This window comes from Actinomadura sp. BRA 177 (assembly GCF_013372625.1).
In the GTDB taxonomy this organism is placed as follows: Bacteria; Actinomycetota; Actinomycetes; order Streptosporangiales; family Streptosporangiaceae; genus Spirillospora.
The window spans coordinates 1-17,593 of record NZ_JABXFD010000382.1 but is presented as its reverse complement, the minus strand read 5'-3'; the positions used below and the strand labels follow the sequence as shown (position 1 = coordinate 17,593).

Below are 17,593 nucleotides of genomic sequence, written 5' to 3'. Positions count from 1 at the left end.
CGGGGTTGGTGTGGGAGTAAGAGACGGCCTACGCACCCCAGGCCGGGGTACGGCTATCCGCCGCAGCAGGTCGGCTACCCACCCCAGCAGGCCGGATACCCGCCACCCCAGCAGACCGGCTATCCGCCGCCTCAACAGGGCGGATACCCGCCGCAGCAACCGCAGGTCCCGCAGCAGCAGGGCTTCCCAGACCTGTACGGCGCGCCGATCCTCGTCTACGACCAGCCGGCGCAGTTCTTCTCGACCGAGGCCAACTACACGATCTGGAGCCCGCAGGGGCAGCCCGCCGCCTACGTCCGGGAAGAGGGCGTGAGCGGCGCCAAGAAGGCGTTCCGGGTCCTCAACCAGGCGAGCCAGACCAAGGCCGAACGGAAGCTGACGATCTACCGCCCCGACGGGATGCCGTACTTCCACTTCTACAAGCCGTACGGCTTCATGGGCACACCCCAGATGCAGGTGCTCACCCCGCAGGGCGGCCTCATCGGCCACTTGCGCAAGCGCGCGCTGCGCGGCTGGGAGATCCTGACCGCGCAGGAGCAGCAGATCGGCTACTACGAACTGCTGAGCGGCCGGGTCACCGACTGGCAGCAACAGGAACTGGCCCGCATGCAGCGCGGCTTCGACGGCTACGGCGAATACCTCTCGCAGATGTTCACCGGCGCCGACCGCTACGTCCTCCAGATGCACGTCCAGCCACCGGAGCCAATGCGCACCCTGATCCTCGCGTGCCCCCTGGCCTTCGACACGGCGGTGTCACAAAACCGCAGCATCGGCGGCTGGCTCTAGCTGCCCAGGTGGCGGCACCGCGCCCTGCGATGCCGCCACCGCACTAACCGAATGGCCGCCTGAGTTTGCCGAGCCTCCCCAGCACCCGCCGCCGCGCTGGGCGAACGGACAGGGTGGCGGATGTCCCCAGCCGGGCCTCGATCTCGACGACCGTGCCGGCGAGGTCATGGCAGGGCCGCAACGGGTCCTGGTTGGACGAGACGAACCACGGCACGCCACCCGTCCCCGCCTTGACGCTCACCCCCACACTCCGACCGGACGCGAAGACGAGGAGCACCGCCGGGACGTTTCCGTACCGGGCCGGCGTCGGCCAGCCCGCCGCCGTAAGTGCCCTGGCCAGGCCATCGAGGTGATCGGACGCGTTCACACGTCCCGCCACATCACGGCGCCGGTCTTCTCGTCCCGCCACGCCTCGCCGACGTGACCGAGTTCGACGTACTTCGCGAACCCGACCGGCGACAGACCGACCCGCCTCACCACCCCGCGCACACCGCCCTTCACCTCGCGGAGCGCGTCGTGGATGTCCCTGATCGCCTTGACCCGGTCGTCGGTAACGCCACCCCGTCCACCGTCGCTGAACCGGACGTCCCACGCGTACAACTCCACAGGGCCGCCCAGGTACGGGCCCGTCACCGGACGTATCCGCTGGGACCGGTGACCAGCCCCGTCCTGCGCCCGACCCCCGATTGGAGGACGGCGAGCGTGGCGCGGATCCGGTCGGCGAGTTGCCGCGAGGTGTCGGCTTCCAGCAGGCGATCGCCCAGCATGGCCCACCAGTGCCCGGTGTGCCGGCCGAACCACGCGATCACACCCGGGAACAGGTACTCCAAGTCCCGCCTGACCTGGTCGGTGTCCATGGGGAGCGCGCCGACCGACGTATCGGCGGATTGCCGGGCAGGCTGCGCCCCAGTGTTCGGAGCTATCCTCATCCGTACCTCCCTTTCGAGGGTGAGGCCGCGCGGCCGGGCCAGGGCTCCAATCCACGACCCGGCCGCGCGACGACTTTGGACCGCACGAGCGAGCACGCCCGCCGTCCACTCCCACACCGTGACATTTGGATCACCGTCTGTGGTCTTGCGCAATAATGACCGCGAACAGTTCATGATCACAACGGGGTCTGCGATTTTGTTGACCGAAGTTCACAAACACCCTGCATACTGCGGCCGCGAAAGGCAGACTACGGTCCATGGTCCAGCCACACAGTCCAACCGTCCGCGGCAGACGCCTGGCTAGAGAACTGCGCGAACTACGCGAACAGGCCGGATTGCGCCCAGAGGACGTTGCCCAGCGCCTTGGCTGGAGCCGTCCAAAGGTCATGCGCATCGAGCGCGCCCTCACCAAGGCCAGCGGCCATGATCTGAACGCGATCATGGATCTCTACGGGATCACCAGTCCCCGACGTGACGCTCTGCTCCAATTGGCCAAAGACGCGTGGAAACGTGGCTGGTGGACGGCCTACCGCGATGTCTTCGCCGGCACTTATCTGTCCCTGGAGGACGAGGCGTCCGAGATCCGCGACTGGCAGCCACAGGTCGTGCCGGGCCTGCTCCAGACCCCGGACTACGCACGGGAGGTCGTCATGGCCTTCACCTCGGACGCCGAGGATGTCGAACGCCGCGTCGCGGCGCGTATGACCCGTCGATCAATCCTGAGTCGTCCCAACGCTCCGTACTTCCACACGATCTTGGACGAAGCCATCCTGTACCGCCAAATGGGCAGCGCCGAGACCATGCGAGCCCAGTTCGACTCGCTACTCACCGACGCCCGCCGTCCACACGTGAACCTGCAGGTGCTTCCGTTCGCCCGTGGGCGACACCCTGGCCTGAACGGTGGATTCGCCGTCCTGACGTTCGAGGTCGGCATCGACCCCGACATCGCCTACCTGGAAACTCCGGGCGGTGACATCTATCTGGAGTCGGAAGATGACGTAAGGCGTCGTAAACTGGCATTCGACGACGTAACCCAGATGGCACTGTCCCCAGACGAATCGCGGGCGCGCATCGGACGCGCCGCGATGGAGATCACAGCCGATGAGTGAGATCCCCCCTCCCGTATGGCGCCGCTCCTCCCGAAGCACGAGCGGCGAGAACTGCGTTGAAGTCGCTGTCCTCCCCACGGACATCGGCGTACGCGACTCCAAGGACCCGAAAGGGCCGCGTCTCGCTTTCCCCTCGGCGACGTGGCGCAGGTTCGCGCAGCAGGTGAAGACGGGCGACCATGATCGACCGTGACCGTCCCCGATGGCGCCAGGTCTCGATGAGCACGGCAACGGGCAACGAGTGTGGTGCCTCGACGGGGCCTTGTCACGTCCAGTGGGTTCGGTGGGCCACCCATTGCAGCGCTGCCGCTGCGGCCCGGGCCTGGTAGCTCCTGAGATTCGGGACGCCGGGCGGTGCGGGTTGCCTGCTCGTCCGGGCCCAGTAGCCGGCAAACGCGATCGCGTAGCTGGTGACCACGTCGGGGTGGACTCCGGTTGCTGAAAGTGCTCCGGTGATCGCCTGTTCAGCGGCGGCGGGTGTGTGGCCGGCCAGGATGAGGTGCGGGATGAGGTCGGCGACGTCGATCCACGCGGCTCCGCTGGCAGGTTGGCCCCAGTCGACCAGGAGCACGGTCGTGTCGGCGACAAGGAGATTGCTGGCGTTGATGTCGCCGTGCAAGAGCGTCTTCCCGTCGGCGGCTGTGAGCCACGTCGATTCACTTTCGGTGAGGCTGTCGAGGTTCCGGAGCGCCCAGGCATCAAGATCGGCGGGAGGTTCCGCGGCCAGTTCTTTCCAACCGTGCACCAACCCGGCCAGCTCAGCGGCTGCGTGAGGGACGTGCGACACCGGGCAAGGCGTAAGGACGGCCGCGAGAGATGCGATCATCTCGGCGACGAGCGGGATGTCCCGTGAACCAGGCGCCAGATCTGCGTGGCGGCCGGCCGCGTCGTCGAAGGCCAGCACCGACCATCCGGCGATCTCGGCGTCCCAGCGCAGCCTGGGAGCTGGCGCCTCGGCCGGGAGTGCACGGACGACCTCCGCCTCGGCTCGGTACCTGTCGGCCAGAGCATGACCCGAGTCGATTCCCTTCACGAACACTCGGTCCCCGTCGACCAGTTGGATGCGTGCGGCCAGACCTGGGGTGAATCCGCCGCTCTGGGGCTGCGCAGAGGTGATGGGGCCGAGGCGTGCTGTCAGTCCGTCCCTCAGGAGCATGGGCAGTTGTTCCCAGCACGGGCGGACGGCGGTGCCGTTCAAGGACATGGGCAGCAGTCTTCTCGTGTCGTACGTGAATGGGTGGTGGTTCAGACGGCGTGTCGGTTGGTGGCCGCAGTCGCAGCGACCAGGGACTCGTGAAACTCGCGAACCTTGGGCTGACGGGGCCATCCGCGAGTGAGGGCCGCGTCCAAGCGTTGGAGCTCGTTGAGGGCGTGCTGGGACTCGGAGTGGCGCACTTCGGTCAGGGCGCCGATACCGGCGATCGCGGCGGCGTCGGGGACCTGATCGGCGGCATGGGCGGCACCGAGTCGGGTCAGGTGGACGGCGCGGTCCCGGTGGGAGGTGCTGGGCAGCGCCGTCAGCCGGGCCTGCAGGATCGTTGCGGCCCTGCCAGGGACGCCGGCGCTCATGTAGCACGTGGCACGTTGGAATTCGCCGAAGGCCGACGTGTAGAACCGCAGATAGGCCGGGTCAGTGGTGCGATGCCCAGCGGCCAAGAGTTCGTCTGCGCGGTCCAGGTCGGATTCGGCCACGACGCCTGCCACGGCTTGGGCCCGGGCCAGGTAAAGGTGCGCTGTGGCCTGCAATGCGGGTGGAACGTCCCAGTCGGCGTGTCGGGCGGCTCTGGCGAGGTCCGCGGCGCGGGCGTGGTGGCCTTGGTCCAAGGCGACGGTGGCGCGGCGCAGCATCATGTAGGTCGCCATGGAGGTATCGCCGGTCTCCAGTGACCATTCGGCGGCGCGGTCGGCCCATCGCCAGCATGAGGCCAGATCGCCGGTTTCGCGGTACAGCCAGCTGATGTGTTCCGCGAACTCGGCTTGCATTCGCCTCAACTGGTGGCGGGCCTCGCTACCAGCGTGATCGCGGACGGCGGAGATATCGCTGAGGGCGTCTGTCAGCGCGGTGATGTGCGCACCGGGCGTCAACAGGTGATGGCCGGCTTGGTGAGCGGTGAGGATCTGCCGCCAGTACCCGGCGGTCTCGGCGGCACCGGTCCCCGCCGATGCAGGTGCGGGCGCCAAGGCGGTAGCGGGGATCAGCGCCGCCAAGCCACCGGCTGCCAGCAGTTCGGTGAATTGGCGGCGTGACAGGCTCACGGTGATGCTCCCTTCACCGATGGCGGCGCACAGCGTGACCGGCACACCGCCGACCTCGACGTCCTCAGCGTAACCAGCGGAGTCCAGGCTGGACAGGATGTCGGCGATGACGTGGTACGGGACTGCCGTCGGAGCTGGCCCTGGGTCACGGGACGGTCCGAATAGCAGGTCGTCGACCCGGCATCCGTACAGTTGCGCCAGACGCCCCAGATCCTGATAGGAGGGCGCGCGTGCCGATGATGGCGAGGAGGCGGATTCGCCGGGCCCGCCCCAGCATTCCCAGTAGGAGATCTCCTTGCGGGTCTTGGGGGTGGGATCGGGCCACCGCCGGTTGTACTGCTCGGCGACTTGGGTTTGCGTGAGGCCGAGCGCGTGCCGGAAGGCCACCCGCGGGTTGACGTCGTACTGCTGGATAAGGGCCGCCGCGATCTGATGGGCGGCGATTCCCTTGCACGCCATGCGGTTGCGGAACTGCCGCAGCTGCGCCCGCAAGCCGGCGTCCTCCATCCCGGGCCGCTCCTGTTCGTCCGGACACGACTCATCTTCGGAACCTAACCCCTGCAGCGACGGCAGAACACCCCGCCCGGAGGGGTGTTCCACAGGGACGGTGACACCCCGTCATGAGGGGTCTGCATTGCCGGTCAAGCGATGTTGAGTGAGGTCACTTCCCAAAGCCGAGCCGCATGTGGGAGACATCATGATCCTCACGAGCACGTATCGGGGTCGCATTGAGCCGAGTCGGGATCTTCTGGCGGCGTTCTCGTCGCTGGACCATCCGACCACGGCCGAACTGACGACCGTCGAAATCGACGGCGCCACCGAGCGGGTGCTCCGACGCTTGGTGGTCTTGATCGCGCTGCACGGGTCCGACGCGCCGATCCGATTCCTGGACGCGCTTTCCGCTGCGCCGCCCGCCGGCAAGGGGGGCGAGGCGGTGGACGTGGTGGAACTGGCCTCCTCGTTCCTGGAGCACGGCGCCGATCAGGCGAGTGCCATGTCGGGAAGAGAAAGCGAACTGCAGCAGGAACTCGTGCACTTCTCCCGCATCGTCGACATCGGCCGCCTGCGGCTGCAGTCCGGTGTGGCGGAACAGGCACTACGTCGGCTTCGCGGCTCGGACCGCCTCCCCGATCCGCTGAAGGTGCTGTCGGAGCTGGTCATCGTCGCTCGGTCCCGGCTTCTCCAGCGCGGTGCAGGGCTGCCCGTGCCCCGCCTCCGGATGGGACGGACCTCCGAGATCGAGGTCTCCGATGACGTCACCACCGCCGCCCCCGAAGGGAACCCGGACTACTGGATGATCGTCCGATGCGGCCGGCGCAGGCTGCGCCGCCAGATCCGATACGAGTTGTCGGCGTTGCTCGACTACCTCACGCCCGCCGAGGCCGCGATGGCACTATGGGCGCACTGCCACGAGCAGCGGCTCGGCCTCGACGTCGAACTCGCCGTGGCCCAGGTCGATACCGTCGGTGGGATCACCGTCGTCACGTGGCACGTCCGTCCACAGGCGCCTTCCGTGCAATCCACGGTCTCCCGCGTCGCCGACAGTTTGCCGAACGTCGTTACCGTGACTCCCGACGCGGCCACGATGGTCTGCGGCCACAACGTGCAGGCAACCGGACGCGCCTCGGCCCTAGTGACTGATGCCGCGACCGGAGCTACCACCGCCGTGCTTACCGCGCCCACCTCGGTTGGTCTCGCCACACCGGGCAAGATGGCTTCCCAGGCTCGCGAACTCCTCACCGAATACACCGGCCCCGACCTGATCAGCCTGGAGGCCGGACACATCCACCTGGACCGGGATCTTGACCGAGACCAGGACAGCGGTGCAGCAATCGGCGCCGCGCTGCACCTCCTGTTGCAAGGTCGCCAGGAACGGCCCCCGGTGCTGACCCCGATGATGGACGACGACCACGTGCTTGTCCGCCTCACCCCTGCGGCCTATCGCTCGTTCCTGCGCCGCACCTTCAGCACGGCTCCGATGCACCTGATTTGCGAGTCGTCCCCGATCATTCGCGCGATCGTGGTCGCATTGTTTCAGCGGCTGCGTAACAGCCGCCTGACCAAGCGGCTCCAGAGTCGCGGTGGCAACCTGTTCCTGCACCTGGACGACGGCGGCCCCGTCGAATTGTTCGAGGACATCGACGGCGACCCCATCACCGGCTGCGTCTTCTTCGAAGTCGCACTGCTGATCTACCGCAGTGCTCCCGACCGGTTCGACACCTACTTCACCGACCGGTACCAACTCGACACCGGCGTTCACGAGCATGCAGCCGCTCTGATGTCTCGCCACCACGCCGACTCCGGCGGCGGGCACGACGCCATAGTCACGGCGATGCAGCGCTACCGTCGGCGTTTCGCCGACGTCACAGACCCTCACCGGCCCGACCGGCACATCGTTGCTCTGGTCACCGAGGTCTTGGAAGCCGCCGACCCGCTGTTGGCGCATCTGAACGTTCTGGAGGACTACTACGAGGTCCAACAGCGCCGCGTCCGCGCGCTGATAGGCATTCTCAACCTGCCGCTTCGGTTGGTGACCGTGCACTTCAACGCCACCACGGGCCGTGTCGTCCTCACCGATGAATAGTCCAGCGACATCCGGGGCCATGCTGGTCACCGGCGCGTCAGGAACAGTCGGAACGGCCATCCTTCAGGCGCTCACCCCGCGTTGGGCGGGCCCCATCGTCGCCTTCGGCCGAACATGTCCTCGCCCCTCCGGAGGGCGGCACATCCGATTCTTCTCCGTCGATTTGGCGGACGAGGCGATGGTGCGCAGGGCTGCCGCCCAAGTCGCGGGCGGGCAACCGATTGCAGGGCTGGTCTGCGCCGCGGGCCTGGACTCCCGTGCCCGACTCGACGACTTCGCGCTGGACACGGCCGGCCCTTGCATGCAGGTCAATGCCTGGGCCCACGTGGAACTGCTTCGCGCGGCTCTAACCTCCCGAACGTCCGCCAAGTTCGCCACGAACGATCAGCAGAATGCGCTGCCGGTCGTGGTCGTCTCGAGCGACGTCGTCGGAGGCTCCTTGCCCGCCACGCTTGTGTATGCCGCCACCAAAGCAGCGGTGGAGGAGACCTTCCGTCACGCTGCGGCCGACCTTGCCCCACCCGGCATCGCGTTGCTGATCGTCCGCCTGCCTGACATCGGGGTTCCGATGCGGTCTGCCACTCCGGGGCCTCCACCCCCGCCTCGGGGCGGTAGGCAGCCTCGCCCTCTGCTCACCGCGGCCGCGGTCGCGGTCGCCTCCTTCCTCACCGTTCCGAAACCGAGCCTCGTGGAGGTGTGGGATGGGTGACTGGACCATTTCGGCGTCTGGCTTGCAGCCGGTGTCCGCACGTGCCTATGCCGCCAGGCTTGCCCCGGCGACCGTCACCCGGCCATCTCGGCGTACCTTCCTCGTTACCGGAAGCAGCCAGGCGGGCGTGGCCGCACTTGCGCAGGTGGCCTTAGAAAACGGGCACCAGGCGGTGCTTCCGCCTAGCGGCGTCCCTCGTGATGTACTGCTGCTTCCGGTAGGAGCCGCAGTCAACGTCGGTCACATCCGAGCTGATATCAGACCCGTGTCGGGCGAGGACGTGCGGAACGGCTGGGACCTGGCCTTGTTCACCTCAGGGAGCAGCACAGGACGTCCTCGTGGCCATGGATTCACGGCCGCCCAGCTCTCGAAGGTCACAGCCTGGTACAAGGCGATCTATCAGGCCACTGCCGACAGTGTCATCGTCACCGCGCTGCCCGCCGCCTATAACTTCACGTTCATCGCCGGTGCACTGCTCGCGGCCGGGCTCGGCGCCCGGCTTCACCTGACCGGCCAATCCGGCGAAGTGCTCACGGACGCTATGCGACTGGCCCGCCGGGCGGACCGGGTCATCGTCTTGGCGAACCCCATCATCCTCGACCGGCTAACTCCTGCTGGCGGCCTCCCGGCCAACGTCCTGATCGATTCTGGCGGCGCACCACTCAGCACTACCGCCATCACCGACTACCGCGCCCACGGTATCGACGTCCGTGAAGGCTACGGACTGACTGAGACCGCCTCCCTCACTCATTTCGACACGCAAGGCTCCGACATCGCCTTGGGCACTGTCGGAACCGCGATGCCCGGTGTGACGACTGCTCTCGCCCACACCGGCCAACCCGTCATTCGGGTGACGAGTCCTGCCGTGTCCATACCTCTTGACCCCGCAGAGGCGTCCTCAGGTGCGACGGTGCACACAACCGACCTCGGCAAGGTCGACGACCAAGGCCGTCTTCGGATACTGGGGCGTGTTGACGACCACCCGATCCACGGCCTGTGGCCCCACGACACCCTAGACGCGCTCGGCCCCCTGCTGGGCCGTCGCTGCGCCATGGTCCGCCATCCGGCGCCAGACCAAGTCACCGTACGGACTTTGACCCCGCTCAGCGCTAAGTCCGCTCACTCGATCAAAGACCGGGCCGCCGATCTGCTGGGCCTTCCCCTCGAGCATGTCACCATCACCGACCAAGGACGGACGCCGTTGCTGCACTCTGCGAAATTGACCCGCGCACACGCTTCCTAGAAGGCACACCCCATGGGTGAGCGGTTGGCGCAGTGTTCACCGGGGCGGAACGGCACGTCCTCCAGATGCAAGTCCAGCTGCCGGAGCCGAGTAGCTGGCGCAAGATCGTCAGCCCCTGATCGAGGAGCGAGTCCGAAGTCAAGCCGTCGAGGCTCACCTTGTCCACCGGACATGAGGACACTGGGCCCATCCAGGCAAACTTGCTTGGATGGGCAACTTTTCTCTTCGAGGAAAGTTGGCGAACCAGGCAAGTTTGCTTCGGATCCGGTACTTGCCTGAGGTGGGCAACCTGGGGTTCTGGGCAAGTTATGGGTCCGCCCCGGCGTGGGGCCGGCTGGTGTCACTGCTTGAGGACGGGGTGGTTGGCGCGGAAGGCGTTCTGCGGGTCGCGGGAGTACTTCAGTTCGCGCAGGCGGGTGAGGGTTGGCTCGGGGAAGGTGTCGGCGGCGGTCTCGTCGGGGGTCAGCAGTGTGTAGGGCTTGCGGCCGGTGATGACGGGGCCGAAGCGTTCGATGAGTCGGTGTTGTCGGGTGCGGGTGGCGTGCGCTAGGTCCGGATTGGGGCCGACGCCGGTCATCTGGAGTAGGTACGGCTCGGCCAGCGCTCCGCTCGCGCCGGGGCCCGGCTCGGCCATGGCGCCGGACAGGTGCCGGATCTGGATGGAGATCAGTGGGGCGATCGGCTCGGTCGCCAGGCCCTCGTCCAGCTGCGTCAGCAGTTCCGCGCGGGGCAACGAGGCGGTCGGGGCGGTCGGCTCGCCGGCGATGTCGCCCAGGTCGGCGACCGCCACGAGCCCGCGGTTGTCGCTGATCACGTCGCCGATCCGGTCTAGGTTGCGCAGGAGCGCGGAGCCCTCGCGCGGGTTGCCCAGGTAGGTCATGTCCAGGGCCACCATGGGCGGGGCGCCGGGAAACGCGAACCGGTTGTACCAGGCGGTCAGCTCAGGTGGGGCCTGGTCGGTGATCTTCCGGAAGGCCTCGAACACCTCGCCGCTGCGGGCGTCCGGCCAGATCATTCTTCCGCCGTACAGGCTCGGTGCCGGATGCAGATCGAACTCCAGTGACGTTACGAGAGCGAAGTCGCCTCCGCCTCCTCTCAGGCCCCAGAACAGCTCGGCATCGGACGCGTCGGTCACGCGGGCCTGGTTTCCGTCGGCGTCGACGATGTCGAAGGCGCGCACGCTGTCGGCGGCCCAGCCGTACCTGCGTCCGAACCAGGACAGGCCCCCGCCCAGCGTGTAGCCGGTCACGTTGACCACCGGTGAACTGCCGGCCAGCCCGGTCAGGCCGTGGGGCCCGGCCTCGGAGAGCACCTGGCCCCAGTTCACCCCCGCGCCCACGTGGGCCACCCGTTCGGACGGACGCATTCGCACGCCGTCCAGGTGGCCGGTGCGCAGCAGGATGGCGCCCTCTACGTCACCCGAGGCGTCGTGGCCGCCGGCCTGGGCGGTCACCGTCAGACCCGACCGCCGCGCGTAGCGGACCAGCGCGGCCACGTCCTCGGCGTCCTCGGCCTCCACCACGGCCGCCACTGGCTGCTCGATCGTCAGGTTCCAGGCCCTGCGCGCCGCATCGAAGCCGTCATCGCCCCGCTGCCACACCCGGCCTTTGACCACACTCCGCAGGTCACCCCTCGTCATACCGGCCTCCCTTCCCCGGCACCGGGAACCAGACGCCCGAACCGCAGATCGCGTTGAGGGTGCCCGACGCGGACCGGTTCGACACCGATCCCGGCGTCGAGGTGGTCACTCCGTTCGAGGACACCCACTTCGGGATCCGGGAGATGATCGTCCGGGGATCCCGATGGGCGAATTCCCGGCTGACTGGTCAGGCCCCGGCACGGGTGCCGGGGCCTGGGAGTGGGCTAGTCGAGCCGGAACGGGGAGGGCTCGGTCAGCGGATCTTGGGGACGTCGCCGAAGAGCGGGGCGACCTCCGTCCAGCGGTGGAGCTGGCAGCCGTCGTCGCGGCTGAACTTGGTGTCGATGTCCTTGCCCTGCCAGGTGCCCTTGACCGTGGCAATCGCGGGACCGCCGTAGATCTTGGTGCACATGGAGTCCTTGGGGACGGGCTTGAAGGGTTCCTTGGCCTTGGTCAGGGCCGCGCATGCGTCGGCGGCCTTCGGATGGGTACCGCCAGGGGGGTCGCAGGTCAGCGTCCAGGTCTTGGCGGGGGCCTCCGCGGAGGCCTTGACCTTGATGGTGAGGGATTCGGCCGGGGTGCCGGAGGGCTGCACGGACGTCGTGCCGGACGGCGCTTCGGCGGGGTTTCCGTTGGCCTGTTCGTCGCCGCAGGCGGCCAGGGTCAGGAGCATGGCCAGCCCGGGCGCTGCGAAGAGGAGCGTCCGATACCGCATGCGTGATTCGACGCAGGGCGGGTTCGCGCGGTTCCATGGGGGTGTGATGAATTTCGGGGAAGACGTGCCGGCCGTGGGCGCGGCCGACGTCCCGCAGGACGGCTATCTGCTGGACGTCCGGGAACAGGACGAATGGGACGCGGGTCATGCGCCCGAAGCGGTCCACATTCCCATGCGGCAGCTGGGCGATCGGGCCGGCGAGATCCCCCGTGACCAGGAGGTCTTCGTGATCTGCCGGTCCGGCCAGCGGTCCGCGCAGGTGACGGTGGCGCTCAACCAGGCGGGCTGGCTGGCCAAGAACGTCGACGGCGGGATGAAGAGCTGGGCGGAGGCCGGGCGTCCGATGGAGGGCGCCGGCGACGGGCCGCCCTTTGTGGCGTGATCTCCCTTTTGTGGGGATGACGACCGGTTGTACGATCGGGACTGACCGATAACCGCGGGAGCTCGGGCCAGAGCCGGGCTGAGAGGGCGGCCTGCAGGGCGTCGCCGACCGCATGAACCTGTCCGGGTAATGCCGGCGTAGGGAGTGTGTTCTGTGGCGTCCGATGCTGAGAAGCGCCTTCGTGAAGTCCCCTTCACCCTCGACGAACCCGCCCCCAGGGTCCTCGGGTTCTGGGACCAGAGCGCGTTCTGGGCCAACCTCGGCGTCAGCCTCCTGGCCTTCTCCGGCGCTTATACGGTGCTGGCGCCGGACGCCGACGGCCGGCCGACCATCTCCATCATGGCGGGCATCGTCGCGATGGCCGTCGGGACGATCATCGGCGGGCTCATGCTCGGCCTCGCCGCGGTCCCCGGCACCCGCACCGGCCAGCCCGCGATGGTGCTGCTGCGCGGCCTGTTCGGCGCGCGGCTGTCGTACGCGCCGACGATCCTGAACATCGCGCAGCTCATCGGCTGGGGGACGTTCGAGCTGATCGTCATCGCGGACGCGGCGCGCGAGCTGTGGGACGGGGTGCCGCGCTGGGGCTACGTGGTCGCCGCCGGAGTGATCACGACCGTGCTGACGGTCTGGCCGCTCGGCTCGGTGCGGCTTCTGCGCCGGTATGTCACGGTCGCGGTGGCGATCGCGCTCGTCTACTTCTATGTGGAACTCGTCCGGCAGCCGCTGCCCGACCTGACGGAGGGCTCGTGGGGCGGCTTCTGGATCGGCGCGGACGCGGCGCTCGCCGTGTCGATCTCCTGGGTGCCGGTCGCTGCCGACTACACCCGGCATTCCCGGACGGAACGGGCGGCGTTCGGTGCGGCGTCCGTCGGCTACTCGGTCACGCAGATCATCGCCTACGTCCTCGGCCTGCTGGCGCTCGCGCTGGTCGCGGGCGACACCACGCGCGTCTTCGACCCCTTCCTCGGCGCCACGCTCGGCGTGGTCTTCTTCGCGATCTTCGTGCTGCGGGAGGCGGACCAGTCGTTCGCCGACACCTACTCCACCGCCGTGTCGATCCAGAACCTCTTCCCGCGCGCCGACCGCCGCGTGCTGAGCGTGCTGCTGGGCGCCGGCATCACCGTCCTCGCGCTGGCCCTGGACATCGGCGACTACGCGGGCTTCCTGACCCTGATCGGCTCCGTCTTCGTCCCCATGCTGGGCGTCCTGGCCGCCGACTTCTTCCTGGGCCGCCGCCAGCACCCGTCCACTTCGTCCGGCGCGACCGATCCGGGCGCTTCGTCGGACCCAACGCGCGCCGACTCGGATGGCGCGAGCACCGTGCCCGGTGCGGACCTCTCGTCGGGTGGCGGGGAGGTCGTGTCGGCGGAGATCGATGCTGGGGCGGGCGGCGCGTCCGGTGGTGGGGCGTTGTCGAAGGCTGAGGCCGCGGCCCGGCTCGGGGGTTGGGACGTTTCGCGGCGGGCGCCGTCGCGGTGGGGGATGATCGCGGCGTGGGCGATCGGGTTCGTCGTCTACCAGTTGATCAACCCGGGCACCGTCGAGCACTGGGCGGGGTTCTGGCGGGACGTGCAGGACGCGCTGCACTTCGCGCCGCAGGGCTGGATGAGCGCCTCGCTGCTGTCGTTCCTGGTCGCCGGGGTCGCCGCGCTGCTCATCGGCCGGATTACCAGACGGTAGCCTTACCAAAAGGTAAGGTTCCCGTGGCAATTTACGATGCAAGTTACCCGGCGGCGTGCCGGAGTCCGGTGGCACGATGACAGACGTGTATCAGCACGTCCATGATCCGATCGCGCGGGCCGTCATCGAGAGCGCCGCCGACGCCATCGTGGCCGTTGACCAGCGGCATCGGGTGACCGTGTGGAACCCGGCCGCCGAGCGCATGTTCGGCTGGAGCGCCGCGGAGATGATCGGGCGCGTCCCGCCGATCGTCCCGGACGAGCTGAAGGCCGAGCACAACGCCGTCCAGGAGCGGCTGCTCACCCGGCCCGCCGGCGAGGGCGACAACGGGCAGATCTCGATCGCGACCCGCCGGTTCCACCAGGACGGCCGCCTCATCGATGTGCGCATCGACACGAGCCTGCTGAAGGACCCGGGCGGGACGCTGCTCGGCTGGGTGGGCGTGTACCACCCGGTCGAGGAGGACGAGATCGTCCAGCACCACATGACCGAGCGGGCGCGGCTCGTCCGGCGGCTGAACGACATCGTCGCCGACCTGAACGCCGAGCTGGACCTGGGCGTCGTCCTCGACCGGATCACCGCCGCGCTGATCGAGCTGACCGGCGCCGACGCGGGCGGATTCGTCCGGATCGAAGGGGAGCGGCTGCGGCTGGTCAGCATGTCCGGGTTGCCGGAGCACATGCGGGGACGGTCGGCGGAGCTGCGGTCGAGCCTGGTCGGGGAGCTGCTGCGGTCCGGGAAGACGGTCAAGCTCGCGACCGGTGAGCAGCGGCTCGGCGACCTGATCTGGTCGGAATTGCCCGGTCTGCACACGATCGCACTCGGGCTGTCCTATCTGCAGAACCGGCCATATGGGGCGCTCTACGCGCTGTTCTCCGGCAGCAAGGCCGGGCACACCGAGCTGGAGCTGCTCGAACTGCTCGCCGGGCACGCCGGGGTCGCGGTCGGCAACGCGGTCGCGTACGCGGAGGTCGTCCGGCAGCGGGCGCACGAGCGCGCGGTGATCGACTCCAGCGCGGACGGCATCGCCGTCCTCGACCGCGACCTCGTCGTCCGCCAGTGGAACCCGTCCGCGCACGCCCTCACCGGCATCCCGCCGGAGGACGCGATCGGCCGCCCGCTGCCGTTCGCCATCCCCGAGCTGGGCGAGATGCTCACGTTCCGGCTGGAGTCCGGGACGTGGCTGAACGTGCTGGCGGCGGAGATCGAGGAGACCGGCGAGCGGGTCGTCGACTTCCGCGACGTGTCCGAGGCGAAGGCGCTCGAAGAGGCCAAGGACCTGTTCCTCGCCACCACCAGCCACGAGCTGCGCACCCCGATCACGGTCGTGCAGGGCTTCGCGTCCACGCTGGTCAACCGGTGGGACGAGATGGCGGACGGCGACCGCCGCACCGCCGTCGCCACCATCGCCGAGCGCGCGCAGTCGCTCGGCCGCCTGGTCGAGCACCTCCTCCTGGGCTCCCGTGCGGGCGCCGACGAGCTGGCCGTGACGATCGAGTCGTTCGACCTGCGCCGGGTGCTGGAAGGGGTCGTCGCCGGGTTCCGCTCCCTGTCGCCGCTGCACCGCGTGGAGCTGGAGATCGCGCCCGACCTGCCGTCCTGCCAGGGGGACGCGATGGCGACCGACATCGTGCTCGGGCAGCTGCTGGAGAACGCGTTCAAGTACTCGCCGGACGGCGGGACGGTCAGCGTCCGCGCCCGCTGTGAGGGCCCCGACATCGTCGTGACGGTCGTGGACGAGGGGATCGGCATCCCCGCCGGCGACCATGAGCGGATCTTCGAGCGGTTCGTCCAGGGCGACTCGGGGGACCGCCGCCGTTTCGGCGGAATCGGGCTCGGGCTGTACATCGTCAAACGGCTCACGGAGGCGCAGGGCGGGAGAATCTCAGCCCATCCGGCGGAACGTGAGACATATCACATGGAATCTCGCAAAGCCTCAGTAAGTGCCGAGGTATCCGAAATGGAACGAACCATAAGTCCTCCGAACACGCTCCTGCGGACCGCGGACGGCCGCGGACCCGCAGGTGGCGCGCGTGCGGGCGACGGAACGTGCATGCGGCTCGTGCTGCGCGGCGCCGGCTGACCGAAGATGGTCACTCACCGTGACGACAGTCCCTCCAGGGCGGCCGGTGAGACCGTTGTGACCTGGGCGTTCGGCGGTCTCGACGGGTGGCAACCTTGGCTGGTGCGAGAAAGTACGGTGACCGCGGGGTGTGATGGACGAAACGAGCGCGCAAGGCATGAGTCCGCCGTTGGCTGGATAGATCCTTTGATGGTTGCCGTTGGTGACGAGATTCCGTTCGGGGGTGATCACCGTGACCGGACGACCGGTGACTCGTTGTGCAGGTGACGAACTCGATCGTCCGGGTTTCCGGTCACGGACATCAGGGCATTTCGGTCGTACCGGAAGAGCGACGACGGGTCTCGTCCGAGTAAGCGGAACCACGGGGAGGTGAGGGCGTCGAGCGTCGTACTGCTGCCACACGCACCGTCCAGCGTCGCGGTCGCCCGCAGGCGCCTCAGCTCGGAACTGGCCGACTCGGGGGTCTACGACTCGATCGTGGACGACGCGAGCGTCATCGTCAGCGAGCTCATCAGCAACGCGCTCCGGCACGCGCGGCCGCTGCCGTCCGGCCAGGTCAGGGTCTGCTGGCTGCGCCGCGGCGACGTTCTCGAACTGGAGGTCAGCGACGGCGGCGCCATGACCGAGCCGCGCCGCGGCCCCGGCACGCTGTCCTCACTCGGCGGGCGCGGACTAGGCATCGTCGAGGCCCTGTCGGACGGCTGGGGCGTGCGCCACGAGGAAGGCGCCACCACGGTCTGGGCCGTCCTGCGCGCCCCCAGGTCGGGCGGCGAGAACGGGCGTTCCGCCCCTCTAGGGATGCACGCCGTCGTTCCCGATCTATCCGACTTTCCGGACCTTCTGGACGAACCAGGCACCGGAAGCATGAATGGAACCGCCACAAGTAGGGCATATCCGGCATAGGAGGGCCCCGCCTGGAAGGAACCCCGCCCTACCTTGTATGGTCCTCCCAAGCTCGGGCGCTGTCGTGCCCCCGTCGACACCGCCCGAGCTCTATTTTTTTCTTTTTTCTCCTCCTTCGGGCCTGGCGGCCCTCCATCGTCGAAAAAAGTGCGATCGCTGGCATCGCATCCGACTCGCCTAGCGGCTCGCTGCGCGATCAGATTCTTGCTTCGCTCGAATCTGCCTTCGGACGCGATCGCAACGTTTCGGTCGCCACAACCTGGACTTACGGACGTCCCCCCTGCGGCAGACGCGTGGCCGATGCCCCCACCCAATGCCAGCGCGCTCCCCCTGCCTTGCGCACCTTGGCCTCTGATCTGAGGCCGTTTGCTCCAACACGCCCTGCCTTGTAGTCCCTGGCTGAGGGCGCCGGCCGATGTGAGCGTGTGGTGTCTGCTTCTTGGAGCTTGGCCTTGACGTCGTGATGGTTGGGGGTGGGTGTTTCGCGCTCGGGGGTGTGGGTGGCGCTTTATCACATTGGGCGCTGCCGACGAAGAGGACAGTGTAACAGTCGGTGGCGGACCACCTCACCAACG

The 17,593-nt window shown here is 68.3% G+C and carries 17 protein-coding genes and 1 riboswitch; of the genes, 10 read left to right on the top strand and 7 right to left on the bottom strand.

Annotated features, from left to right (window positions below):
* Window positions 1-786, top strand: a 786-nt coding sequence (locus tag HUX53_RS22345) for a hypothetical protein (RefSeq protein WP_176405176.1), incomplete at its 5' end; no start/stop codon positions are given.
* Between the two features lie 43 nt (window positions 787-829).
* On the opposite strand, the gene HUX53_RS22340 is transcribed toward HUX53_RS22345, so the two are convergent.
* The 3 genes from HUX53_RS22340 to HUX53_RS22330 are packed head-to-tail and all read right to left on the bottom strand — an operon-like array spanning window position 830 to window position 1,715.
* Complete coding sequence (locus tag HUX53_RS22340) at window positions 830-1,153, bottom strand: hypothetical protein (RefSeq protein ID WP_176405175.1); 324 nt, start codon at window positions 1,151-1,153, stop codon at window positions 830-832.
* On the bottom strand, window positions 1,150-1,419 hold the full coding sequence (locus HUX53_RS22335; protein WP_176405174.1) for a hypothetical protein: 270 nt from the start codon (window positions 1,417-1,419) through the stop codon (window positions 1,150-1,152). The genes HUX53_RS22340 and HUX53_RS22335 overlap by 4 nt, the downstream gene beginning before the upstream one ends.
* The gene (locus HUX53_RS22330; RefSeq protein WP_176405173.1) at window positions 1,416-1,715 is read right to left on the bottom strand and encodes a hypothetical protein; all 300 of its coding nucleotides are present in this window, start codon (window positions 1,713-1,715) and stop codon (window positions 1,416-1,418) included. Before HUX53_RS22330 ends, HUX53_RS22335 begins: the two co-directional genes overlap by 4 nt.
* 257 nt (window positions 1,716-1,972) lie before the next feature.
* On the opposite strand from HUX53_RS22330, the gene HUX53_RS22325 reads away from it, so the two are divergent.
* On the top strand, window positions 1,973-2,824 hold the full coding sequence (locus HUX53_RS22325) for a helix-turn-helix transcriptional regulator (RefSeq protein WP_176405172.1): 852 nt from the start codon (window positions 1,973-1,975) through the stop codon (window positions 2,822-2,824).
* A complete protein-coding gene (locus HUX53_RS22320; RefSeq protein WP_176405171.1) occupies window positions 2,817-3,017 on the top strand; it encodes a DUF397 domain-containing protein in 201 nt (66 codons plus the stop codon). Before HUX53_RS22325 ends, HUX53_RS22320 begins: the two co-directional genes overlap by 8 nt.
* 72 nt (window positions 3,018-3,089) lie before the next feature.
* Here the strand turns inward: HUX53_RS22320 and HUX53_RS22315 are convergent, their stop codons facing one another.
* Both HUX53_RS22315 and HUX53_RS22310 read right to left on the bottom strand, forming a co-directional pair.
* Complete coding sequence (locus HUX53_RS22315) at window positions 3,090-4,028, bottom strand: phosphotransferase (RefSeq protein ID WP_176405170.1); 939 nt, start codon at window positions 4,026-4,028, stop codon at window positions 3,090-3,092.
* A 41-nt stretch (window positions 4,029-4,069) separates the two neighbouring features.
* The gene (locus tag HUX53_RS22310) at window positions 4,070-5,587 is read right to left on the bottom strand and encodes a hypothetical protein (RefSeq protein ID WP_176405169.1); all 1,518 of its coding nucleotides are present in this window, start codon (window positions 5,585-5,587) and stop codon (window positions 4,070-4,072) included.
* 190 nt (window positions 5,588-5,777) lie between these two features.
* Here HUX53_RS22310 and HUX53_RS22305 point away from each other — a divergent pair, with 190 nt between their 5' ends.
* Genes HUX53_RS22305 through HUX53_RS22295 form a run of 3 tightly spaced genes read left to right on the top strand, consistent with a single transcriptional unit; the run spans window position 5,778 to window position 9,616 of the window.
* Window positions 5,778-7,664, top strand: a complete 1,887-nt coding sequence (locus HUX53_RS22305) for a hypothetical protein (protein WP_176405168.1) — start codon at window positions 5,778-5,780, stop codon at window positions 7,662-7,664.
* Between the two features lie 19 nt (window positions 7,665-7,683).
* Window positions 7,684-8,373, top strand: coding sequence for an SDR family NAD(P)-dependent oxidoreductase (locus HUX53_RS22300; RefSeq protein WP_176405167.1), 690 nt, complete (start codon window positions 7,684-7,686; stop codon window positions 8,371-8,373).
* Window positions 8,366-9,616, top strand: a complete 1,251-nt coding sequence (locus HUX53_RS22295) for an AMP-binding protein (RefSeq protein WP_176405166.1) — start codon at window positions 8,366-8,368, stop codon at window positions 9,614-9,616. Before HUX53_RS22300 ends, HUX53_RS22295 begins: the two co-directional genes overlap by 8 nt.
* A 340-nt stretch (window positions 9,617-9,956) precedes the next feature.
* On the opposite strand, the gene HUX53_RS22290 is transcribed toward HUX53_RS22295, so the two are convergent.
* The gene (locus HUX53_RS22290; RefSeq protein WP_176405165.1) at window positions 9,957-11,255 is read right to left on the bottom strand and encodes an FAD-binding oxidoreductase; all 1,299 of its coding nucleotides are present in this window, start codon (window positions 11,253-11,255) and stop codon (window positions 9,957-9,959) included.
* Between the two features lie 253 nt (window positions 11,256-11,508).
* Entirely contained in the window at window positions 11,509-11,970 is a 462-nt protein-coding gene (locus HUX53_RS22285) for an SSI family serine proteinase inhibitor (RefSeq protein WP_176405164.1), read from the bottom strand.
* Between the two features lie 46 nt (window positions 11,971-12,016).
* Here HUX53_RS22285 and HUX53_RS22280 point away from each other — a divergent pair, with 46 nt between their 5' ends.
* From HUX53_RS22280 to HUX53_RS22265, 4 genes are all read left to right on the top strand, one after another.
* A complete protein-coding gene (locus tag HUX53_RS22280) occupies window positions 12,017-12,352 on the top strand; it encodes a rhodanese-like domain-containing protein (RefSeq protein ID WP_176405163.1) in 336 nt (111 codons plus the stop codon).
* A 44-nt stretch (window positions 12,353-12,396) separates the two neighbouring features.
* Window positions 12,397-12,513, top strand: a riboswitch (TPP riboswitch).
* The gene (locus HUX53_RS22275; RefSeq protein WP_309237366.1) at window positions 12,506-14,032 is read left to right on the top strand and encodes a cytosine permease; all 1,527 of its coding nucleotides are present in this window, start codon (window positions 12,506-12,508) and stop codon (window positions 14,030-14,032) included. Its footprint overlaps the riboswitch before it by 8 nt.
* A 76-nt stretch (window positions 14,033-14,108) precedes the next feature.
* The gene (locus HUX53_RS22270) at window positions 14,109-16,115 is read left to right on the top strand and encodes a PAS domain-containing protein (RefSeq protein WP_176405162.1); all 2,007 of its coding nucleotides are present in this window, start codon (window positions 14,109-14,111) and stop codon (window positions 16,113-16,115) included.
* A gap of 369 nt (window positions 16,116-16,484) precedes the next feature.
* Window positions 16,485-17,018, top strand: coding sequence for an ATP-binding protein (locus HUX53_RS22265; protein ID WP_309237365.1), 534 nt, complete (start codon window positions 16,485-16,487; stop codon window positions 17,016-17,018).
* The last annotated feature ends 575 nt before the right edge of the window (window positions 17,019-17,593 follow it).